Origin of the sequence: Paraburkholderia tropica, from assembly GCF_900109265.1 — a bacterium.
GTDB lineage: Bacteria > Pseudomonadota > Gammaproteobacteria > Burkholderiales > Burkholderiaceae > Paraburkholderia > Paraburkholderia tropica.
Map to the genome: position 1 here is coordinate 152,844 of NZ_FNZM01000017.1, position 20,782 is coordinate 173,625.

General features: G+C 64.5%; 21 protein-coding genes and 1 tRNA gene. 15 read left to right on the plus strand and 7 right to left on the minus strand.

All coding sequences use genetic code 11. The features are described from left to right. Positions 1-126: 126 nt before the first annotated feature. Complete coding sequence (locus BMY06_RS27210) at positions 127-888, plus strand: SDR family oxidoreductase (protein WP_065061137.1); 762 nt, start codon at positions 127-129, stop codon at positions 886-888. 170 nt (positions 889-1,058) lie between these two features. Further along, positions 1,059-1,439, plus strand: coding sequence for a fluoride efflux transporter CrcB (gene crcB / locus BMY06_RS27215; protein ID WP_065061136.1), 381 nt, complete (start codon positions 1,059-1,061; stop codon positions 1,437-1,439). A 112-nt stretch (positions 1,440-1,551) separates the two neighbouring features. Here the strand turns inward: crcB and cfa are convergent, their stop codons facing one another. Further along, complete coding sequence (cfa, locus tag BMY06_RS27220; protein ID WP_074986399.1) at positions 1,552-2,730, minus strand: cyclopropane fatty acyl phospholipid synthase; 1,179 nt, start codon at positions 2,728-2,730, stop codon at positions 1,552-1,554. 255 nt (positions 2,731-2,985) lie between these two features. Here cfa and BMY06_RS27225 point away from each other — a divergent pair, with 255 nt between their 5' ends. Continuing rightward, positions 2,986-3,402 (plus strand): HIT family protein, encoded by a 417-nt coding sequence (locus tag BMY06_RS27225; RefSeq protein WP_065061134.1) that lies wholly within the window; start codon positions 2,986-2,988, stop codon positions 3,400-3,402. A 70-nt stretch (positions 3,403-3,472) separates the two neighbouring features. Here BMY06_RS27225 and BMY06_RS27230 read toward each other — a convergent pair whose 3' ends face one another. After that, the gene (locus tag BMY06_RS27230; protein ID WP_074986400.1) at positions 3,473-4,144 is read right to left on the minus strand and encodes a nitroreductase; all 672 of its coding nucleotides are present in this window, start codon (positions 4,142-4,144) and stop codon (positions 3,473-3,475) included. A gap of 90 nt (positions 4,145-4,234) precedes the next feature. Further along, complete coding sequence (locus BMY06_RS38980) at positions 4,235-4,510, minus strand: hypothetical protein (RefSeq protein WP_124260842.1); 276 nt, start codon at positions 4,508-4,510, stop codon at positions 4,235-4,237. 64 nt (positions 4,511-4,574) lie between these two features. Between BMY06_RS38980 and BMY06_RS27235 the strand changes: the two genes are divergently transcribed. Both BMY06_RS27235 and BMY06_RS38985 read left to right on the plus strand, forming a co-directional pair. Continuing rightward, a tRNA-Ser gene (locus BMY06_RS27235) sits at positions 4,575-4,665 on the plus strand. Between the two features lie 148 nt (positions 4,666-4,813). Beyond that, positions 4,814-5,323 carry a hypothetical protein gene (locus BMY06_RS38985; protein WP_124260856.1) on the plus strand — a complete coding sequence of 170 codons (510 nt, stop codon included), beginning with the start codon at positions 4,814-4,816 and terminating at the stop codon, positions 5,321-5,323. A gap of 40 nt (positions 5,324-5,363) precedes the next feature. Here BMY06_RS38985 and BMY06_RS27245 read toward each other — a convergent pair whose 3' ends face one another. The 3 genes from BMY06_RS27245 to acs form a co-directional block, all read right to left on the minus strand. Beyond that, the gene (locus BMY06_RS27245; RefSeq protein WP_065061390.1) at positions 5,364-7,382 is read right to left on the minus strand and encodes a sodium:solute symporter family protein; all 2,019 of its coding nucleotides are present in this window, start codon (positions 7,380-7,382) and stop codon (positions 5,364-5,366) included. Next, positions 7,379-7,744: a DUF4212 domain-containing protein gene (locus BMY06_RS27250; protein WP_065061389.1), complete on the minus strand. Its 366-nt coding sequence runs from the start codon at positions 7,742-7,744 to the stop codon at positions 7,379-7,381. Before BMY06_RS27250 ends, BMY06_RS27245 begins: the two co-directional genes overlap by 4 nt. 100 nt (positions 7,745-7,844) lie before the next feature. Beyond that, positions 7,845-9,827: an acetate--CoA ligase gene (gene acs, locus BMY06_RS27255; protein ID WP_074986402.1), complete on the minus strand. Its 1,983-nt coding sequence runs from the start codon at positions 9,825-9,827 to the stop codon at positions 7,845-7,847. 412 nt (positions 9,828-10,239) lie between these two features. Here acs and BMY06_RS27260 point away from each other — a divergent pair, with 412 nt between their 5' ends. From BMY06_RS27260 to BMY06_RS27300, 9 genes are all read left to right on the plus strand, one after another. Further along, positions 10,240-11,133 (plus strand): DMT family transporter, encoded by an 894-nt coding sequence (locus BMY06_RS27260; protein ID WP_074986403.1) that lies wholly within the window; start codon positions 10,240-10,242, stop codon positions 11,131-11,133. 298 nt (positions 11,134-11,431) lie between these two features. Further along, positions 11,432-12,037, plus strand: coding sequence for a TIGR00645 family protein (locus BMY06_RS27265; RefSeq protein WP_074986405.1), 606 nt, complete (start codon positions 11,432-11,434; stop codon positions 12,035-12,037). A 54-nt stretch (positions 12,038-12,091) separates the two neighbouring features. Continuing rightward, positions 12,092-13,615: a fumarate hydratase gene (locus BMY06_RS27270; protein WP_065061385.1), complete on the plus strand. Its 1,524-nt coding sequence runs from the start codon at positions 12,092-12,094 to the stop codon at positions 13,613-13,615. A 208-nt stretch (positions 13,616-13,823) separates the two neighbouring features. Further along, positions 13,824-14,303 carry a bacterioferritin gene (gene bfr / locus BMY06_RS27275; protein ID WP_074986406.1) on the plus strand — a complete coding sequence of 160 codons (480 nt, stop codon included), beginning with the start codon at positions 13,824-13,826 and terminating at the stop codon, positions 14,301-14,303. A gap of 121 nt (positions 14,304-14,424) precedes the next feature. Next, the gene (murI, locus tag BMY06_RS27280) at positions 14,425-15,285 is read left to right on the plus strand and encodes a glutamate racemase (RefSeq protein ID WP_074986408.1); all 861 of its coding nucleotides are present in this window, start codon (positions 14,425-14,427) and stop codon (positions 15,283-15,285) included. A 401-nt stretch (positions 15,286-15,686) separates the two neighbouring features. Then, complete coding sequence (locus tag BMY06_RS27285) at positions 15,687-15,938, plus strand: (2Fe-2S)-binding protein (protein ID WP_065061382.1); 252 nt, start codon at positions 15,687-15,689, stop codon at positions 15,936-15,938. Between the two features lie 265 nt (positions 15,939-16,203). Then, positions 16,204-16,938: an energy transducer TonB gene (locus BMY06_RS27290; protein WP_065061381.1), complete on the plus strand. Its 735-nt coding sequence runs from the start codon at positions 16,204-16,206 to the stop codon at positions 16,936-16,938. Positions 16,939-17,016: 78 nt separating this feature from the next. Further along, positions 17,017-17,745: a MotA/TolQ/ExbB proton channel family protein gene (locus BMY06_RS27295; protein WP_074986410.1), complete on the plus strand. Its 729-nt coding sequence runs from the start codon at positions 17,017-17,019 to the stop codon at positions 17,743-17,745. 18 nt (positions 17,746-17,763) lie between these two features. After that, positions 17,764-18,183, plus strand: a complete 420-nt coding sequence (locus BMY06_RS27300) for an ExbD/TolR family protein (RefSeq protein WP_074986411.1) — start codon at positions 17,764-17,766, stop codon at positions 18,181-18,183. Between the two features lie 452 nt (positions 18,184-18,635). Here the strand turns inward: BMY06_RS27300 and BMY06_RS27305 are convergent, their stop codons facing one another. Beyond that, the gene (locus BMY06_RS27305) at positions 18,636-19,694 is read right to left on the minus strand and encodes a LysR family transcriptional regulator (RefSeq protein WP_065061378.1); all 1,059 of its coding nucleotides are present in this window, start codon (positions 19,692-19,694) and stop codon (positions 18,636-18,638) included. 122 nt (positions 19,695-19,816) lie between these two features. Between BMY06_RS27305 and BMY06_RS27310 the strand changes: the two genes are divergently transcribed. Continuing rightward, positions 19,817-20,698 (plus strand): pirin family protein, encoded by an 882-nt coding sequence (locus tag BMY06_RS27310; protein WP_065061377.1) that lies wholly within the window; start codon positions 19,817-19,819, stop codon positions 20,696-20,698. Positions 20,699-20,782 lie beyond the last annotated feature (84 nt).

Sequence of the window (20,782 nt, forward strand, 5' to 3'; positions counted from 1 at the left end):
CCTCGATCGATTGTTAATCGAAATGGAATGATGAAACCCGCCGCCGCGCAATGACCGGCGGCGCGAATTCCCGCATGATCGACTCCATTCCCGCTGCGGCGGACATCCATCGAAAGGAGATCGAGCATGAGCAACGCAACCACGACCTCAAACAGCGGCACGCGCGGCGTGGCGATCGTGACCGGCGCGTCGCGCGGCATCGGCGCCGCCGTGGCCGAGCGGCTGGCGCGCGACGGCCACGCGGTCGTCGTCAACTATGCGTCGAGCGCGCGCGAGGCCGAAGCGCTGGTCGCCACCATCACGGCGGCGGGCGGTCGCGCCATCGCCGTGAAAGCCAATATCGCGAAGGCCGACGAAGTGCGCGCGCTGTTCGACACGACCATCGCGCAACTCGGCCAACCCACGGTGCTCGTCAACAATGCGGGCGTGATGAAGGTGGTCACGCTCGCCGATTCGACCGACGCGCTCTACGACGAGATGTTCGACATCAACGTGCGCGGCACGCTGAACACGATGCGCGAAGCCGCCACGAAACTCGCGAACGGCGGGCGCATCATCAACTTTTCGACGACGGCGCTCGCGCTGAATCTGCCGGGATACGGCATTTACAACGCCACCAAGAATGCGGTCGAAGCGCTCACGCGCGTGTTCGCGAAGGAATTGCGCGGGCGCGGCATCACGGTCAACGCCGTCGCGCCGGGACCGGTTGCCACCGCCCTCTTCCTTGAAGGCAAGACCGAGGAGCAGATCCGCCATTTCGCGAGCCTGCCGCCGCTCGAACGCCTCGGCCAGCCGGAGGACATCGCCTCGGTCGTGTCGTTCCTCGCCGGGCCGGACAGCGGTTGGGTCGACGGCCAGACGCTGCGCGCCAACGGCGGACTCGCGTGATGGTGTAAGCGCAGCATCGCATCAAGTCGCACATCGCGCCGCGCAGCGCCTGCTGCCCTGCGGCGCGATGCTACACTTTCGGGGTCCAGGCCGGAGCGCGCCGGCAGCCGGCACAGACCGTTCGCCGCCAGCCGTGTGCGCCTTTCATTGCGCTCACCACGACCCCTGACATGTATCTGTCCATACTCGCCGTCGGTATTGGCGGCGCGCTCGGTTCGCTGCTGCGCTGGGTGCTCGGCCTGCGGCTGAACGCGCTGTTTCCTTCGTTGCCGCTCGGCACGCTGGCGTCCAATGTGATCGCCGGTTACGTCATTGGCGTGGCGGTCGCCGCGTTCATGCGTTTGCCCGAGGTCTCGCCGCAATGGCGTCTGTTCGTCATCACCGGCTGCATGGGCGGCCTCTCGACCTTTTCGACCTTCTCCGCCGAAGTGGTTTCGCATCTGCAAAACGGCCGCTTTGGCTGGGCGGCGGGCGAGATCGTCATTCACGTCTGCGCTTCCGTGCTGATGACGATACTCGGCATCGCAACGGTCGCGGCCGTCATGCGCTAAACGCGCGAGCAATAAAAAACCGCGTCGCGCATTCCATGAACGCGCACGCGGTTATGACTTATCAGGCGACGGCATTAAAAAAGGCCTTGTTTCAAGGCCTTTTTTCATTCGATTATTCCGCCGACGGCATTTCAGGCCGCACGTAACCGCCCACCCGACCATTTTTCGACAGCACGAATTGCCAGAGCTGAATATCGCGCGCACGGAACGCACCCGCGCACGACAGCAGGTAGTAACGCCACATGCGATAGAAACGCTGGCCCATTTCGGCTTCGAAACGCGGCCACGCGGCTTCGAAATTCGCGTGCCATGCCATTAGCGTGCGGTCGTAATCGGCGCCGAAATTATGCAGATCTTCGGTGACGAACAAACCGCCCGATGCATCGGCGACCTGGCCGATGGTCGGCAATTCGCCGTTCGGGAAAATGTATTTGTCGATCCACGGATCGGGCGTGGTGTCGCGCCGGTTCTTGCCGATCGTGTGCAGCAGGAAGAGGCCTTCGCTGTCGAGACAACGATGCGCGACTTCCATATACGTGCGGTAGTTTTTCGGCCCGACGTGCTCGAACATGCCCACGCTGGCGATGCGATCGAACTTCTCGTCGAGCAGACGATAGTCCTGCAGGCGAAACTCGACCGGCAGCCCTTCGCAGCGCGCGGCGCCCAGCGCGGCCTGCTCCTTCGAAATGGTCACGCCCACGCATGCAACGCCGTAGTGCTCGGCGGCGAACTTCATGAGACTGCCCCAGCCGCAGCCGATGTCGAGCAGACGCATGCCCGGCTGCAAGCCAAGCTTGCGGCAAATCATGTCGAGCTTCGCTTCCTGCGCTTCTTCGAGCGTTTTCGCGCCGCCCGACCAGTAACCGCAGGTGTAGGTCATGCGCTTGTCGAGCATGGCCTCGTAAAACGCATTGCCGATATCGTAGTGCTGCTGACCGACCTTCCATACGCGACGCACGGTCTGGCGGTTCATGAGGCGCGCCCGGAGCGCGTGGAAGACGAGGCGCGCGGGATCGATCTGATCATCCAGATGCGCCCGCAACACATGTGCGAAGAACTCGTCGAGTTGTTCGCAATCCCACTGGCCATCCATATAGGCTTCGCCGAGGCCCAGATTGCCGAGCGCCAGCACCCGCTCGGGCACCTGGTTGTCGTGGATGCGCATGTCCCAGGGGCGCGTGCCGTTCATCTTGACGTCGGCGCGCGCGAGGAGTTGGGATGCAAATCGCCAGGCCCCCGAACCGGTGGCCTCGCGGGCGGGTTGGGCTGCTTCGAGATCGGTCGTTGCCATACGTGCTCCGTCAAGACCGGCACTGGCGCCCTGCGCCTCGCTCCGGCCACATGCAAGAGGTTGCTATCAAGACTTCGTCGTCGCGCTCGCTGCGAGAACCCCTATGATGCACCCGCTTCAAAAAAAGTGCAGGGACACCGACACACCGCTTTCGTCACCCGGCCAGGCGATAATCGACCGCTGCGGCTGCGACAGCCGCCTGAAAGCCTCCAGCAATCACGCAGGAAAACCCAGGCAATAACCCGAGGACAACCCATGGCATACGACACCAACAACATCTTCGCGAAGCTGCTGCGCGGCGAAATTCCTTCCATCAAGCTGGCCGAAAACGACGCCGCCGTCGCGATCATGGACGTGATGCCGCAGTCGGAAGGCCACGTGCTGGTGTTGCCGAAGGAAGGCGCGGAAGAGATTTACGAACTGTCGCCCGAAGCGCTGAGCGCGGCGATGGCGATGGTGCACACGCTGGCCGCGGCGCTGCGCAAGGCACTCACGCCCGACGGCCTGATGATCGCGCAGTTCAACGGCGCGGCTGCCGGCCAGACCGTGCCGCATGTGCATTTCCATCTGATTCCGCGCCGCAACGGCGAGGAACTGCGCATGCACGCGCGCGACATGGCCGACAAGGCAGAACTGGAAGCCGTCGCCGCGCGCATTCGCGCGGCGCTGTGAAGCAATGCGTCACGATGTGACGCAACCAGCTTTCAAATAGCTTAAAACGCGGTTCGCGGCGGCGAGATCGTCAGATGCCGTCGAATTGCGCAAACGCTTCGAGTGGCACGCGCGCCGAACGCCACTGATTGATCGGCGCCGCGACATCCTCATAGCCGATCGCCATGCCGCTGAACAGCATGCGCTCGTCCGGCAGCACCAGAAATTCGCCGACCGTCTGTGCATAGCGCGCCCAGCATTCTTGCGGGCAGCTATGCAAGCCGGCTTCGCGCAACAGCAGCATGACCGTTTGCAGGAACATGCCGAGATCGGACCATTGCGGCGGTCCCATCTGCCGGTCGACGCTGCAAAAGAGCGCGAGCGGCGCGTCGAAGAACGCGAAATTGCGCGCGAACTGGCGCAGCCTGCCCGGCCGGTCGTCGCGCGCAATGCCGATGCTGCGATACAGATCCTCGCCGACCTGATAGCGCCGGTCGCGATACGGCGGCGTGAGTTCGCGCGGATACACATCGTATTCGCCGCGCTCGCCCTCGGGCGCCTCGGCGATGCGCGCGGCCATGATCGACTTGAACGCCGCGAGCCGCTCGCCGCCCACCACGTGGATGTGCCACGGTTGCAGATTGCCGCCCGACGGCGCGCGCGACGCGGTGGCGAGCACCGTGCGCATCAGTTGGGGATCGACGGGATCGGGCAAGAACTGACGCACCGACTTGCGACTGTTGACGGCTTCACTGACCTTCACGCGCGGACTCCTCAAAGAATCGACGATGCATTATCGACGAAGCGCTGGGTGTCTGCAGAGCGCCTCTTCCGCGCGTGTGTGGGCTCAGCTTTAGAACTTGTGACGGATGCCGACGACGGCGAGCGTCAGCGACGTGTAGTTGCAGCCGACGCCCGCGCGCACGATCTGAATCATGATGCGGGCTCCGCCGTTTTGGTGCTTCGTTTTGCGGTGGCTGGCTGAGGTGGAGCGTGCAATCGGAGCAAAAAAGCGATACGGAATGAAGGCAGGGCGCGGAGCGATGCAATTCTTCGTTGCTTTGTAGTGGGCGGCGGCCGGAAGGCGGCGATTGTTTATGGGGTTTGGCGAGGGTTTGGCAAAGGCCAAATTTCGACGCTCCAGCAACGCCCTCCCCCCGGCGCCCAGACTCTGCTATAATTCGCGTCCCGCCGGAGAGATGGATGAGCGGTTTAAGTCGCACGCCTGGAAAGCGTGTATAGGTTAATAGCCTATCGGGGGTTCGAATCCCCCTCTCTCCGCCAGGACAGATTCTCAAAACCCCGTAAGTTCAAGGACTTGCGGGGTTTTTGTTTTTCGGGGCCTTGAATCGATCCACGGCGGATCCACGGCGGATCCACGGCGGATCGACGGTGCATCCACGCACGAGAATGAAAAAGCCGGAATCCCTCGATGACCCACCACACCAGCGTGCGCCTCACACCCGTCAAGCCCGGCGACGTCCTGCTACTGCGCCCACGCAGCCTGACTTGCGGCAGCGTCGCGAATCTTGCCATTCAATCCGTCGCGCGATTCGCCCGACCGCGATTCACGCATGTCGCCGTCGTGCTGAGTGGCGGGCTCATCGCGGACGCAATGCCCAGGAAAGGGGTGACATTTCGCCAATGGGCAGACGTTCGCGACGCCTACAGTCTTGAACGCTCGATCGTCGCCCGACATCCGGCGCTCGCTGGCAATCCCGATGCGGTGGAAACCTTGCTCGCGCAAGCGACCTACGATTACAAGGTGCGCTACCGGCTGCATTCGCTCTTTGGACCGCGGCGGCTGGTCTCCGAGCGCTTCGGGTTAGTGTGCTCGCAGTTCGTCGGTCTGCTGCTGCATGAAGCGGAGGTGGCGGGCAAGCGACGCGCGCTTGAAACGCTTTGCGGCGACCTGCATCCCATGCAAGCCGGCACGACCTGAAGCTGAAACGCTGCGCCACCCTTTCGGCGCGCACTCATTATTAAGGATGCCGAATATAATCCACCAACGCGACCATATACTCATCCGGTTTCCGATCGAAAAGACTCACAACGATCGCCACCAGAAACCCCGCCGGCACCCCAAACACACCAGAAGAAATCGCATCGATACCAAACCAACGCGCCCCTTCGAACCCGGTAAGTTGCGTGAAAAACGGATACGTCGACACGATGTAATATACGCACACGACAAGCCCCGCGATCATCCCCGCCACGGCGCCGAGGCGCGTCGTGCGCTTCCAGAACACGCCGAGCACGAGCACCGGAAACAGACTCGACGCCGCCAGCGAAAACGCCGCGCCCACGAGAAACAGAATATTCCCCGCATTCAACGAAGCGACCCACGAAGCAAACAACGCGACGCCCAGCAGCAGAATCTTCGACATCGTCACGCGTCGTTGACTCGACGCATTCGGATCGACCATGTGGTAATACACATCGTGCGAGAGCACGTTGGAAATCGTGAGCAGCAAACCATCCGCGGTCGACAGCGCCGCCGCGAGCGCGCCCGACGCTATCAGCCCCGACATCACATACGGCAGCCCCGCGATCTCCGGCGCCGCGAGCACGACCATATCGGCCTGCATTCGAATGTCGCCCCAATGCACGATGCCGTCGCCGTTCACGTCGCTCACGCTGATCATCGACGGCTCCACGCGCCGCCACTGCATCACCCAATGCGGCAGATCCGAAAAATGTTGCCCCACGAGATGCGAAAGAATCTCGTACTTCATCAGCACCGCCAGCACCGGCACGGTCAGATAAAACAGCGCGACGAAGAACAGCGTCCAGCCCACCGAGCGCCGCGCCGACGCCACCGAAGTCGTCGTGTTATAGCGCGTGAGAATGTGCGGCAAGCTCGCGGTCCCCAGCGAAAGACACAGCAGCAGCGAAAGAAAATTGCGCTGATGCACGCGCCGCGCCTCGTCGCTTTCCGCGGGAAACGCTTCGTGCATCGGCACGGGCGGCGTCGCGAGTGCAAGCAGATCGTCGCGCTCGCGCGTCCACGCCGCGCGCGCCGCCTCGACGTCGCGCGGGAAACGGGCGACTTCGCGTTCGAGCGAATCGATGTCGCGCAGCGGGCCGTTATGGCGGCGCAGATCGACCAGCGCCGCGACGAGACGCGTTTTCTCCTCGACGTACGAACCCGGCAGCGCATCGAGCCGCGACTGCCACAGCGCCGCGCGCCGCTCGTATTCGTCGCGCACGTTGGCCTCGGCGCTCGACGCGCGCACATCGCGTTCGAGCGCTTCCACGCGCTGCATCACGTTGCCATAGTCGAGTTGCGGCACCCAGCCGAGACCGTCGCGATGCGCGATCAGCGAGACGGGAATCAGGATCGCCGCGATCAGGATGATGTATTGCGCGACCTGCGTCCAGGTAACCGCGCGCATGCCGCCGAGAAACGAGCACACGAGGATGCCCGCGAGTCCGCAGAAGATGCCGATGGCGAAGTCCACGCCGATGAAGCGCACCGCGATCAGGCCCACGCCCTGGATCTGCGCGACGAGATAGACGAACGAGCACAGGATCGTCGCGAGCACGGCGAGTGCGCGCACCAGGTTGCTCGAAAAACGCGTGCCGAGGAAATCGGCGATGGTGTAGCGCGCGAGCTTGCGCACGTACGGCGCGAGCAGGAAGGCGACGAGGCAGTAGCCGCCGGTCCAGCCCATCAGGTACGCGAGGCCGTCGTAGCCGGTCGCGTAGAGCGAGCCCGCGAGGCCGATGAACGACGCCGCCGAGAGCCAGTCGGCCGCCGTCGCCATGCCGTTGAAGACCGAGGGCACGCGTCGTCCCGCGACGTAGTATTCGACCAGATCCGAGGTGCGCGACAGCAGCCCGATCACGGCGTAGACGGCGATCGGCACGAACAGGAACACGTAGCCGATCCACATGCCCGGGCCCGTCGCGCGCTCGATGCGCCCCATCACGAAGACGAAGGCGAGAAAGCCGAGCGTATAGAGCGCGTAGGAGCGGATGAGCCGATGCGCGAGCTTCATCGTTGCGGCGCCTGGCTGGCCTGACGGATCGCCATGTCGGCTTCGCGCGCGGCTTGAAGCACGCGGTCGGCGCGCTGCATCAGCACGATATACACGACCACGAGCGCCACGTAGATCAATATCGCCCCTTGCGCGCCGAGGTAGAACGGCAGGCTGAAGCCGGCGAAGCGCAGGCCGTCGAGCGCGTGCGCGAACAGCGGCGCGACGAACGAGACCGCGAAGCCGATCGTCATGAGCACGGCGATCAGCGCGAGATTGAAGCGCCAGTAGCGCCGATGCGCGTGCGCCATCGCCTCGCTCACCGCGGGCGGTTCAGGCAAGGGATTGACGGGGTTCGGAGGGGTGGTGTGTGGCGCGGCCATGCGCCTGTGTAGCAAAAAGGCGCATGACCGGCAATTGGGGGCAACCTCGGGAGGCGCGCGGCGGCCCTGTGACGCAGGCCGCCGCGCGCTCCGGCCGGGATTACAACGACTCGCCGAGCTGGTCGAGAATCGCGGGATTCTCCAGCGTGGACACGTCCTGCGTGATCGCCTCGCCCTTCGCGAGCGAGCGCAGCAGGCGGCGCATGATCTTGCCCGAGCGCGTCTTCGGCAGGTTTTCGCCGAAGCGGATGTCCTTGGGCTTGGCGATCGGCCCGATCTCCTTGCCCACCCACGCGCGCAGCTCGTTCGCGAGCTTCACGGCGGCGTCGCCTTGCGGACGGTCGGCCTTGAGCACCACGAACGCCACCACGGCTTCGCCGGTCGTGTCGTCCGGGCGGCCCACCACGGCGGCTTCGGCCACGAGCGGATTCGCCACCAGCGCCGACTCGATTTCCATCGTGCCCAGACGGTGGCCCGAAACGTTCAGCACGTCGTCGATGCGGCCCATGATCGTGAAGTAGCCGGTTTCCTTGTCGCGCACGCTGCCGTCGCCGGCGAGGTACAGGCGGCCGCCCAGTTCCTCCGGGAAATAGCCCGACTTGTAGCGCTCGGGCTGGCCCCAGACGTTGCGGATCATCGACGGCCAGGGGCGCTTGACGACCAGAATGCCGCCCTGCCCGTTCGGCACGTCCTGGCCGGTTTCGTCGACGATCGCGGCCATGATGCCCGGCAGCGGCAGCGTGCACGAACCCGGCACGAGCGGCGTGGCGCCCGGCAGCGGCGTGATCATGTGGCCGCCGGTTTCGGTCTGCCACCAGGTGTCGACGATCGGGCAGCGCTTGCCGCCCACGTTCTCGTAGTACCACATCCACGCTTCCGGATTGATCGGCTCGCCGACCGTGCCGAGGATGCGCAGCGACGACAGGTCATAGCTCTTCGGATGCACCCTGGCGTCGGCTTCCGCGGCCTTGATCAGCGAGCGGATGGCCGTGGGCGCCGTGTAGAACACGCTGACCTTGTGGCGCGCGATCATGTCCCAGAAGCGGCCCGCGTTCGGGTAGGTGGGCACGCCTTCGAACACGACCTGGGTCGCGCCGATCGTGAGCGGGCCGTAGGCGATATAGCTGTGGCCCGTGATCCAGCCGATGTCGGCGGTACACCAGAACACGTCGCTCGGCTTCCAGTCGAAGGTCCACTTCATCGACTGCGCGGCCCACAGCAGATAGCCGCCGGTGCTGTGCTGCACGCCCTTGGGCTTGCCCGTCGAGCCCGACGTATAGAGGATGAAAAGCGGGTGTTCCGCGCCGACGGGTTCCGGCGCGCAGACGTCGCTCTCGGCCGCGGAGACTTCGTGCATCCAGAGGTCGCGGCCTTCGTGCCACGCGACCTTGCCGCCCGTGCGCTGGTAGACGATCACGGTCTGCACCGCTTCGCAGCCGCCCATCGCGATGGCTTCGTCGGCGATATTCTTCAGCGGCAGCGCCTTGCCGCCGCGCATCTGCTCGTCGGCGGTGATGAGCGCGACCGCGCCCACGTCGACCATGCGTTCGTTGAGCGACTTCGACGAGAAGCCGCCGAACACCACCGAGTGCGTCGCACCGATGCGCGCGCAGGCCTGCATGGCCACCACGCCTTCGACCGACATCGGCATGTAGATGACCACGCGGTCGCCCTTCTTCACGCCGCGCTTTTTGAGCGCGTTCGCGAAGCGCGAGACGCGCGAGAGCAGATCTTGATACGTGATGTTGGTGACGGTGCCGTCGTCGGCTTCGAAGACGATGGCGACGCGCTCGCCGTTGCCCGCTTCCACGTGACGGTCGAGGCTGTTGTACGAGGCGTTGAGCTCGCCGTCCTCGAACCAGGTGTAGAACGGCGCCTTCGACTCGTCGAGCACCTTCGTGAAGGGCTTTTGCCAGGTCAGCGTTTCGCGCGCGAGGCGCGCCCAGAAACCCTCGTAATCGCGGTCGGCCTCGGCGCACAGCGCCTTGTAGGCTTCCATGCCGGACACCGTAGCGTCCGCCACCGTTTGCGCGGTCGGCGCAAACACACGATGTTCCTGAAGAACCGATTCAATCGCAGACATCGACAACCCCTTGGTGAAGATGAAACGTCAAACTCGTGGACGCGCGCGGCATCGTGGATGCCCGCGCGCGCCGTCTCCGTGTGCCGCCGCGCTGCCGCCCGGATTTGCGCGGGCGCGCGACGGCGCGTTGTTTACTTTGCCGCTCGATGGTGCGAAGCACATGTGCCTGGCGCCTGGCGGTCTGCACGGGTCCGCGCGCAAGACCCATGCGGCAAAACCCGTGCGGCAAGACCCATGCGCTCAAAGGTTAAGCGCGACAACTTACCCGCTACTTACGTGCGCTCGCGTGCGGCGCAGGGGTTTGCCCCAAGGCGGCACGCCCCGCGGCGCTCGAGCGCCTTCGCCGGTCACCCTGGCGAGGCATTAAGCGGGCATTTAGAATGCTAACTGATCTCAGCGCCCGGATTCCAGCTTGAACCGCTATTCATTTTTCCTCGTCGCCGCCATGCTGCTGGTGGGCAGCAACGTCGGCATCGGCAAGTCGATCGTCGCATTTTTGCCGGTCCCGCTGTTCGCGCTGCTGCGCTTCGTGATCGCGCTCGCGGTGCTCTGGCCCCTGCTGCGTCTCTCGCGCATGCGCCGCGTGAAGCGCGACGAATGGATCAATCTGTTCCTTCAGGCCCTCTTCGGTACATTCGGGTTTACGCTGCTGATGCTCGGCGGCGTGCATCGCACCAGCGCGGTGGCCGCGGGCGTCATCACGAGCACGATCCCGGCCGTGGTCGCGCTGTTCGCCTGGCTGTTCCTGCGCGAGCGTCCCGACGCGCGCGCCTTCGCGTCCATCGCGCTCGCGATCGCGGGCATCGCCGTGGTCAATCTCGCGCACACGGACGCCGGCTCGCACAATCCCGGCTCGCTCGCGGGCAATCTGATGGTGCTCGGCGCGGTGTGCTGCGAATCGCTCTACGTGATCCTCTCGCGCCGTCTCACGCAAACGCTCGCGCCGCTCGAAATCTGCGCGTACACGCATCTGTTCGGCTTTCTGCTGATGCTGCCCGTGGGGCTGGCCGGCGCGTTCTCGTTCGACTACGCGAGCGTGCCCGCGGGCGTCTGGGGCCTCGTGGTCTGGTACGGGCTGTCGGCGAGCGTGTTCTCATTCGTGCTCTGGATGATGGGCATCCGTCACGTGCCGGGCAGCATCGCGGGCGTGTTCACGGCCGTGCTGCCGGTGGCCGCCGCCGTCTACGGCATGGTCTTCCTCGGCGAGCGGCCGACGCCCGCGCACGGCGTCGCGCTCGCCTGCGTGGTCGCGGGCATCGCGCTCGCGAGCGTCAAGACGAAACGGCTGCCGCCCGTGGCGTCGTGAAGGCGCGTGAAGTCTCGTGCGGGCCGCGCCCGACGGGCTTCAGCGCGCTGCGGCCCTGTTCTGACGTAAGAATTCTGAAAGTTTGTCTGCCCGCATCCCGGCGATGCGCGCCGCCGACGCGTTACAATAGCGCCCGCCCGGCCCCTGCGGCATTGCGGCGCAGCGCGCAAACGTGAAAAACGTGCCAGCGCGCGCGGCGCACGCCGTCGCGGCCCTGCCCGAATCGTCAGAATCGCCCGCTGCGGCCTGCTGCGGGTGATTCGTCCGGTTCCCACGATCATCGCGACCCACAACGCACATGTCCGCCGCTCGTCCCCAGCCGCCGTCCCGCCGCCGCATGCGTTTGCTGCCCAGCATCATCTTCATGAGCCGCTGGCTGCAGGTGCCGCTGTACCTCGGCCTGATCGTCGGGCAGACGGTCTATTGCGTGCTGTTCATCAAGGAAGTCTGGCATCTCGTCACGCACGCGATGTCGCTCGACGAAACCAGCATCATGCTCGCCGTGCTGGGCCTGATCGACGTGGTGATGATCTCGAATCTGCTCATCATGGTGATTGTCGGCGGCTACGAGACCTTCGTCTCGCGCATGGGCCTCGAAGGCCACCCCGACGAACCCGAATGGCTCGATCATGTGAACGCCGGCGTGCTCAAGGTGAAGCTCGCGATGGCGCTCATCAGCATTTCGTCGATTCATCTGCTGAAAACCTTCATCAATCCCGACGCCGTTTCCGAGCGCACCGTGATCTGGCAGGTGGCGATCCACATCGCCTTCCTGCTCTCGGCGCTCGTGATGGCGTGGATCGACCGCATCACGACGCACACGCATCCCGAGCATTACCACGACCTCGCCGCGCGCCATCCGGTGCCGGAGCGTGTCGTGCGCGACACGGCGACGCCGGAGTAATACCGGCGCGCCAGGCCACAATTCGAAACACCCCTGTCCCCACAGAAGCTAGCCATGACCGTCATCAAGCAGGAAGACCTGATCCAGAGCATCGCGGATTCGCTCCAGTACATCAGCTACTACCATCCGCAGGATTACATCGAAGCGCTCGGCCGCGCCTACGAGCTCGAAGAGAGCCCGGCAGCGAAGGACGCGATCGCGCAGATCCTCACCAACAGCCGCATGTGCGCCGAAGGCCGCCGTCCGATCTGCCAGGACACCGGCATCGTCACGATCTTCGTGAAGGTCGGCATGGACGTGCGCTGGGATGGCGCGACGATGGGCGTCACCGACATGATCAACGAAGGCGTGCGCCGCGGTTACCTGAACCCGGACAACGTCCTGCGCGCATCGATCGTGTCGCCGCCCGAAGGCGGCCGCAAGAACACGAAGGACAACACGCCGGCCGTGATCCACTACGAGATCGTGCCGGGCGACAAGGTCGACGTGCAGGTCGCGGCCAAGGGCGGCGGCTCGGAAAACAAGTCGAAGTTCGTCATGCTCAACCCGTCCGACTCGATCGTCGACTGGGTGCTCAAGACCGTGCCGACGATGGGCGCGGGCTGGTGCCCGCCGGGCATGCTCGGCATCGGCATCGGCGGCACCGCTGAAAAGGCGATGCTGATGGCGAAGGAATCGCTGATGGAGTCCATCGACATTCAGGACATCATCAAGCGCGGTCCGAAGGACTGGATCGAAGAACTGCGCGTCGAACTGCACGAGAAGGTCAACGCGCTCGGCATCGGCGCGCAGGGTCTGGGCGGTCTCGCCACCGTGCTCGACGTGAAGATTCACGCCGCGCCGACGCACGCGGCCTCGAAGCCGGTCGCGATGATCCCGAACTGCGCGGCCACGCGCCACGCGCACTTCGTGCTCGACGGCTCGGGTCCGGCCAAGCTGGAAGCGCCCTCGCTCGACGCCTGGCCGAAGGTCAACTGGGAGCCGAACACGGAAACCAGCAAGCGCGTCGACCTGAACACGCTTACGCCGGAAGAAGTCGCGTCGTGGAAGCCGGGCCAGACGCTGCTGCTGTCGGGCAAGATGCTCACGGGCCGCGACGCGGCGCACAAGCGCATCGCCGACATGCTCGCCAAGGGCGAAAAGCTGCCGGTCGATTTCAAGAACCGCGTGATCTACTACGTCGGCCCGGTCGATCCGGTGCGCGACGAAGTCGTCGGCCCGGCAGGTCCCACGACGGCCACGCGCATGGACAAGTTCACCGAACTGATGCTCTCGCAGACGGGCCTCATCTCGATGGTGGGCAAGGCCGAGCGCGGTCCGGTCGCGATCGAGGCGATCCAGAAGCACAAGGCCGCGTACCTGATGGCCGTGGGCGGCGCCGCCTACCTCGTGTCGAAGGCGATCCGCGGCTCGAAGGTCGTTGCGTTCGAGGACCTCGGCATGGAAGCTATTTATGAATTCGACGTGCTCGACATGCCGGTGACGGTCGCCGTCGATTCGTCGGGTACCTCGGTGCATAAGACCGGCCCGGCGGAATGGCAGGCGAAGATCGGGAAAATCCCCGTCGCGACCGCATGATGTGTATGATTCGGTTTCACACCGAAAACTGAAAACCGGGGCTTACGCCCCGGTTTTTGTTTTGGACGACGCAAAACGTAACGAGATTAATTCTCAGCACAAGCAAGTGTTTGATTTCAGCCGGGATTCGGCCTTGGCATTTGCGTATTGAGCGTTTATTGTTCGAACCAGTGTTTGAAAACCCACGCCCCACAAGGAAGGAAAGATCATGCAAGGCGATAAAAAAGTCATCGAGTATTTGAACGCGCAACTCAAGAATGAGCTCACCGCGATCAACCAGTATTTTCTGCATGCGCGCATGTACAAGCACTGGGGTCTCGAAAAACTCGGCAAGCATGAATACGACGAATCGATCGGCGAAATGAAGCACGCCGACTGGCTTATCGAGCGCATTTTCATGCTCGACGGCCTGCCCAATCTCCAGGATCTGCACAAGCTGCTGATCGGCGAAGAGACCAAGGAAATCCTCGAATGCGATCTGAAACTCGAACAGATTTCGCAGTCGACGTGTAAGGAAGCGATTGCTTATTGCGAATCGGTTCGCGATTTCATTTCGCGTGAAATCTTCACGAAGATTCTCGACGACACCGAAGAGCACATCGACTGGCTCGAAACGCAAATCGACCTGATCGACAAGGTCGGCCTGCAGAACTACCAGCAAACGATGATGGGTTCGGTAGAATCCTGATCGCTTGGGCTCACGCGGCGCATCCGCAGCGATTGCGGGTGCGGCCCCCGAGCGCGGCGCGGCTACGTTGTCCAGTCACGCCGTCCGCGAGCCCTGTTTCTTTTCCGGTTTCCCGACGCACTTGAACCTTCCGGCTTCCACTCGCGCCGCGCCCATCGGCATCTTCGATTCCGGTCTGGGCGGCCTCTCGGTGCTGCGCGCCGTGCGCGCGCTGCTGCCCGCCGAACGGCTCGTCTACGTGGCCGATTCGCGCTATGCGCCCTACGGCCAGCGCGACGACGACTTCATCGCCGACCGCACGCTCGCGATCGGCGAATGGCTGGTCGCGCAGGGAGCCAAGGCGCTCGTGGTGGCCTGCAACACCGCCACGGCGCAGTCCATCGAATTCGTGCGCGCGCGCCTGCCGATTCCGCTCGTGGGCGTGGAGCCGGGCATCAAGCCTGCCGCGCAGTTGTCGCGTTCGCGCGTCGCCGGCGTGCTGGCCACGCCGGTCACCTTGCGCAGCGCGCGCTTCCAGGCGCTGGTCGAGCGCCATGCCGCCGACCTGCGCGTGCTGAGCCAGCCGGGCTATGGCCTGGTGGAAGCGGTCGAGTGCTGCGACGTCGACTCGCCCGAACTGCTGCAACTGTTGCGCGGCTACGTCGAGCCCATGCTCGACGCGGGCGCGGACACGCTCGTGCTCGGCTGCACGCACTACCCCTTTCTCGACGCGGCTATTCGCTCGATCGTCGGCGAACGCATGACGCTCGTCGATACGAGCGTGGCCATCGCGCGCCAGCTCGACCGCGTGCTCGACCAGCACGGTCTGCGCGCCGACGCGCACGCGAACGAGTCCGCGAGTCCCACCGCACGGTTTTGCTCGACGAACGACGGCACGCACCTGCGCAAGCTCGCGGCCGCGCTGCTCGGCATCGAGTCGCAGGTGGAATGCGTGAGCATTCCGTCGCGCCGCACGCGCGAACTGGAACCCGACGCGGCCTGAATCGCCTTGGCCGCCTCGGCCAACCTCAATCTCCCTATCAACGACAGGGTCGATGCCGGCATTTCGCCGCCCGCGCTGCGTCCGTCCAAAAAATTTTCGCGCAGATCGCGCCCCTTTTCCGGACGAACAATCATCGCTCGCGCTGATGGGTCCCTCATCGCGACGCTTTAACCCCTCGCGCCGCGACGCCCACCAGGCACGGCTTTCCCGCCATCCGTCTGTCGCTTGACACGCATCGCACCCCGATTCGCCGGCCGCCGGGCAGATCGCACCCTTGATCCTGAGCAGCCATTTCTCTGCTAAGCCCTGAGTTTCGTTACAAAAATTCCCTGCGCATGCTTGCCAAACGATCCAAACATAATGATAATAATTCGCATTAACTCTTTCTATTGCGCTCCATCATGATTGTTTGCGTGTGCAAGTCCGTCTCCGACCGGACGATTCGTGCCTCGATTGCCGAAGGCATGGACTCTTTCGACGAGCTGCAATTCGAGCTTGGCGTCGCGACCTGCTGCGGCAAGTGCGAAGAATCCGTGCGCGACGTGATGGCGCAAAGCGGCGTCTGTGCAAGCCGCTGCGGCGTGACCCGCCCGCAGGTGGCCGTCGTTCCGCACGTGGTGCCGATGACGTTCTACGAGCGCAAGGCAGCCTGAACAGCTTGACGGGCGCGCGCCCGCAGCTCGCGCGCGCCTTGCTTCATCGCTCGATCATCGAGCGCTTACCGCCGACAGCAAGCCAGTTTCTTGACCAGCCAGCTAGCGCCTGTTTCCTTTTTCCCGGAGGATGCCCGCTATGGAATTGCTGATCGGATTCGTGACCACCGTGTGCATCTCGCTGTTGATTTTTCGCCCATAAAGCTGCCTGTAGCGACGCGTTGCCCAGCCTGCGCGCCGTCGTCATCCGGGCGGCAACGCTAATATGCAGGCTACCCAAACCACCGCCAGCGCGCTTTCGTATCCCGCCGTCCGCACGAACCGCCGGGTCGTGACCGCGAGCGCGATCGTCATCGCGCTTCACGCCGCGCTCATCGCCGTCGTGCTCATGAAACGCGACGCCGTCACGCCGGTCGCGCTCGAATCGCAAACGATCACCGCCGAGCTGATCAAGCCCGAACCGGTTGCCGCACCCGCCGCGATCCAGTCCACGCCCACCCCGCCGCCGCCCAAACCGGTGCCGGTCAAGCGCGAAAAGCCCAAGGTCCAGCCCAAGCCGAAGCCCACGCCCACTCCGCCGCTGCCGGTCGCCGACGCGCCCTCGCAGCACGTCGTGGAAACGCCCGCTCCGTCGCAGCCTGCGCCACCCGCGCCGACGCCGCCGGCTCCGGCCGCTCAGGCCGCGCCCGCGGTCGGCAAGCCGACCATGGCCCTGACGGCGCCGAAGAACGTGTCGCACCTGGAGTGCAACATCGTCAAGCCCGACTACCCGACGCTCTCGCGCCGCCGGGGCGAAACCGGCACGGCCTATGTCCACTTCGTGGTGGGCTTGACCGGAAAGATCGAGAATATCGAACTGAAGAAGAGCAGCGGCTACAGCCGTCTCGACGACGCCGCGATGGGCGCCATGCGCGACAGCTCGTGCAAGCCGTACCTGGAGGACGGCCAGCCCGTGCGCGCCGCCTACACGCAGCCTTTCGGTTTCACCCTCGACGATTGACGGCGCCCGGTGTATCGGCCGCGCCATCCGTCTGAATGAGAATCACAACGTTTAACGCATCGAATCAAGGAAAAAAGCATGCAGAGCTACGGTATCGCCCACGTTTGGGCGCAAGGGGATTTCGTCACACGCGGCATCGCGCTCGCGCTGTTGATCATGTCGGTGCTGTCGTGGTGCGTGATCGTCATCAAGGGCTGGAACGTCGCGCGCCTCAAGCGCCTCACGAAGAACGCCGAGCAGCAGTTCTGGCACTCGGACGACCTCGCCGACGGCGTGAAGAAGCTCGGCACCGGCACGCCGGAGGACAACCCGTTCCTCGCGCTGGCGCTCTCGGGCCAGGAAGCCGCCGATCACCATCACCAGACGCAACCGCATCTGCATGACCGCATGGACGTGTCGGACTGGGTCACGCGCTGCCTGAAGGACACGATGGACGAGTCGGTCGCGAAGATGCAAAGCGGCCTCGCGATCCTCGCCTCGATCGGCAGCACGGCGCCGTTCGTCGGCCTGTTCGGTACGGTGTGGGGCATCTATCACGCCCTGCTGACGATCGGCGCGACGGGCCAGACCTCGATCGACGCGGTCGCGGGTCCGGTCGGCGAAGCGCTGATCATGACGGCGTTCGGCCTGTTCGTGGCGATTCCGGCGGTGCTCGGCTACAACGCGCTCACGCGCGCCAACAAGACGATCGTCACGAAGCTCAACCGCTTCGCTCACGGCCTGCACGCTTTCTTCGTGACGGGCGCGCGCCTGTCGTCGACCACGGCGAAGAACGGCAACCTGCGCGTCGCCGCACGCAGCCACTAATTCGCGGAGGCAGCAAACATGGCGATGAGCCCCTTTGCCAGCGACGACGACGATGGCCTGATGAACGAGATCAACATGACGCCGCTCGTCGACGTCATGCTGGTTCTCCTGATCGTTTTCATGGTGACGATCCCCGTGATCCGTCACGCCGTGAAGATCGACCTCCCGCACGCGAGCAGCGTGAAGGAAGACACGAAGCCCACGCAGATCAACGTATCGATCGAAGCGGACGGCACGGTGCTGTGGGACGGCAACGTCGTGAGCGACGACCAGCTCACGGCGAAGATTGCGGCCGCCGCGCAGCAGCAACCGCAGCCCGAACTGCATCTGAACGCCGATCGCAAGGTGCAATACGAAAAGGTTGCGCAGGTGATGTCGGCCGCGCAGAGCGGCGGTCTGACGAAGCTCGGTTTCGTGACCGATCCGGCGCATCACTGATGCGTTGATCTTCGCATCGTCGCAAGACGGAACGAAACCCGGAACGCGCGGCGCAGTTAGCCGCGCGTTTTTGTTTTCGGGCCTTGTTTTCAGGGCTCAAAAGTAAAAGGCCTTCATCGTCAGATGAAGGCCTTTTTTCGTGCGCACGCGGCGCATTCGGGCGGTGGCGACACTCCCCGACATTCGATCGGTTCACATCGGCACATGCGACTGCCGTGGTCGACACGGACTGCGCGTTCAGCCCTGAAGGCCCACTATGATAGCGGCCATCGAATCCCGCTCAAGACCGGTGCTTGGCGAGACGGCTTCAATATATGCCTCTCGCCGCACGCCTTCAAGACTTCGCCCATTGAAAGTAACGATTGCCGGCCGCGCTTAAATGCCAAAAGGCAAAGACGTGACACGGGCGCGGAAGTTCGCAAAGCTTCGATCGCCTTAAGGCGTCGCGCGCCTCAAGCCGTTTCGATATTGCTCGGCGACTTCGTGCGCGGCAGGCCGCCGGTCGAGAGCGAACTGCTGGGTCCCTGAATGGCCTGCCCCGCCTGATTCTGCGCGGCGAGCGCGGCGATCTCGCTGCGAAGCGGACATTCCTGCTGAAGACTCTTGTCGGCGTCGAGCACTTCGACGAGGTAATCGACGAACGCGCGCACTGCGGGCACCATGCCCTGACGCGAGAGAAACACCGCATAAAGCTGCGGCACCGGCAGCGTCCAGCCCGGCATCACCGGCGAGAGCTTGCCCGAGCGCAGCGCGGCGCCGTACATCATCTCCGGCATCGCAGCGATGCCGAGGCCCTGCAACGCGGCTTCGCGGATCGTCGTGAGGTCGGCGCTGATGAGGCGCGGCTCGTGTTCGTGCGCGTGGCGCGTGCCGTCCGGCGCGATCAGATGAAACACGTGACGGCCGTCGCTGGTGGGCGTGTCGAGCGTCTCGAAGCGGGACAGATCGTCGGGCGTGAGCGGCGGCGCGTTCTGCGCGAGCAGGCTCGGTGCGCCCACCAGCATCTGCTCCGTGCGCCACAGCGGACGCACCACGATGTTGGCGTTCTGCGGCGGTTCCGAGCGCACGCGCAAGGCGATATCGACCGAATCCTCGAACAGATCGATCACGCGATTCGTCACGCGCATCACCACCCGCACCTCCGGGTAGCGATGCATGAATTCGGGAATGATCTGCGAAAAGATGGTCTGCGACAGCGTGACCGGCACGCTCACGCGCACCGTGCCGCGCGGCGAGGAACGCAGCGACTGCACCACGTTCACGGCGGCCTGCGCTTCGGCGAGCATGGCGCGGCAGTGCTGATAGAACAGTTCGCCCGCCTCCGTCAGCGCGAGCTTGCGCGTGGAGCGCTGCAACAGACGCACGCCGAGCGACGACTCCAGCTCGCTCACGCGCCGCGACAGGCGCGACTTCGATATGCCGAGCACCCGTTCGGCCGCCGAGAATCCGCCGTGCTCCACCACCTGCGAGAAATACATCAGGTCGTTCAGGTTGTGCGAATCGATTTTCATGTCGTCGTTCCAGCGATGGGACAATCCATTGCGATCAGGCGGTCAAACAGGCCAAATCGGCTACCTATAATAGCGGTTTGTTTCGCATATCGCGCAATTCCCATTTTTCCGAGGTGATATCCATGCCGGCCATCCGCTCGATCGAACGCGTCTTTCCCGCGGTTCGCACCACCGAGGGCGGGGGATTCATCGTCCACCGCCCGTTCCCCACCCGTCAGTTGATGGATTTCGACCCGTTTCTGCTGCTCGACGAAATGGGGCCCACCGACTACGCGCCCGGCGCCGCCAAAGGCGCGCCCGACCATCCGCATCGCGGCTTCGAGACGGTCACGTACATGCTCGCGGGCCGCTTCGGCCACAAGGATTCGTCGGGGCAGTCGGGCACGCTGAATCCGGGCGACGTCCAGTGGATGACGGCCGGTGCGGGCGTGATCCACAGCGAGATGCCCGACCCCGAGTTCACGCGCACGGGCGGCCGCATGCACGGCCTGCAGCTGTGGGTGAACCTGCCTGCGCGCGACAAGATGATCGCGCCGCGCTATCAGGAAATGCCGCACGCGAGCATTCCGCAAGGGCGCTCGGCGGACGGCAAGGCCACGGTCAAGGTGATCGCGGGTGAATCGCTCGGCGCGCAAGCCGCGATCGAAACGCGCACGCCGATCCTCTATCTGCACTTCACGCTCGCGCCCGGCGCGCGCGTCGAGCAGCCGGTGCCGCACGCCTGGAACGTGTTCGCCTACGGTCTCGCGGGCAAGGCGCTGTACGGCGACCACGCTGAGCCGATCGACGCGCAGCATATGGTGGCCTTCGCCGGCGACGGCGAGACCGTGACGATCGCCGCGCCCGCCGACGCCACGGAGCCGGTCGAAGTGCTGCTGATCGGCGGACTGCCGCTCAACGAGCCGGTGGTGCGCTACGGCCCGTTCGTGATGAACACCGAAGACGAGATCCGCCAGGCCGTGCTCGACTACCAGGCCGGCCGCATGGGACGCATCTCGCACTGAGGCCGGCCAGCCGGTTGCCGGTTACGTCGGTCGCCGACCCCGGCCACCGACGCTAACCCGCAGGCTCACGCGCTTTTTGTCACA

Bases quoted from the DNA above. Each gene is read 5' to 3' on its own strand.
- BMY06_RS27210 (WP_065061137.1), top strand. From the start codon at position 127: ATGAGCAACGCAACCACGACCTCAAACAGCGGCACGCGCGGCGTGGCG.
- crcB (WP_065061136.1), top strand. From the start codon at position 1,059: ATGTATCTGTCCATACTCGCCGTCGGTATTGGCGGCGCGCTCGGTTCG.
- cfa (WP_074986399.1), bottom strand. From the start codon at position 2,730: ATGGCAACGACCGATCTCGAAGCAGCCCAACCCGCCCGCGAGGCCACC.
- BMY06_RS27225 (WP_065061134.1), top strand. From the start codon at position 2,986: ATGGCATACGACACCAACAACATCTTCGCGAAGCTGCTGCGCGGCGAA.
- BMY06_RS38985 (WP_124260856.1), top strand. From the start codon at position 4,814: ATGACCCACCACACCAGCGTGCGCCTCACACCCGTCAAGCCCGGCGAC.
- BMY06_RS27245 (WP_065061390.1), bottom strand. From the start codon at position 7,382: ATGAAGCTCGCGCATCGGCTCATCCGCTCCTACGCGCTCTATACGCTC.
- BMY06_RS27250 (WP_065061389.1), bottom strand. From the start codon at position 7,744: ATGGCCGCGCCACACACCACCCCTCCGAACCCCGTCAATCCCTTGCCT.
- acs (WP_074986402.1), bottom strand. From the start codon at position 9,827: ATGTCTGCGATTGAATCGGTTCTTCAGGAACATCGTGTGTTTGCGCCG.
- BMY06_RS27265 (WP_074986405.1), top strand. From the start codon at position 11,432: ATGTCCGCCGCTCGTCCCCAGCCGCCGTCCCGCCGCCGCATGCGTTTG.
- BMY06_RS27270 (WP_065061385.1), top strand. From the start codon at position 12,092: ATGACCGTCATCAAGCAGGAAGACCTGATCCAGAGCATCGCGGATTCG.
- bfr (WP_074986406.1), top strand. From the start codon at position 13,824: ATGCAAGGCGATAAAAAAGTCATCGAGTATTTGAACGCGCAACTCAAG.
- BMY06_RS27285 (WP_065061382.1), top strand. From the start codon at position 15,687: ATGATTGTTTGCGTGTGCAAGTCCGTCTCCGACCGGACGATTCGTGCC.
- BMY06_RS27290 (WP_065061381.1), top strand. From the start codon at position 16,204: ATGCAGGCTACCCAAACCACCGCCAGCGCGCTTTCGTATCCCGCCGTC.
- BMY06_RS27295 (WP_074986410.1), top strand. From the start codon at position 17,017: ATGCAGAGCTACGGTATCGCCCACGTTTGGGCGCAAGGGGATTTCGTC.
- BMY06_RS27300 (WP_074986411.1), top strand. From the start codon at position 17,764: ATGGCGATGAGCCCCTTTGCCAGCGACGACGACGATGGCCTGATGAAC.
- BMY06_RS27305 (WP_065061378.1), bottom strand. From the start codon at position 19,694: ATGAAAATCGATTCGCACAACCTGAACGACCTGATGTATTTCTCGCAG.
- BMY06_RS27310 (WP_065061377.1), top strand. From the start codon at position 19,817: ATGCCGGCCATCCGCTCGATCGAACGCGTCTTTCCCGCGGTTCGCACC.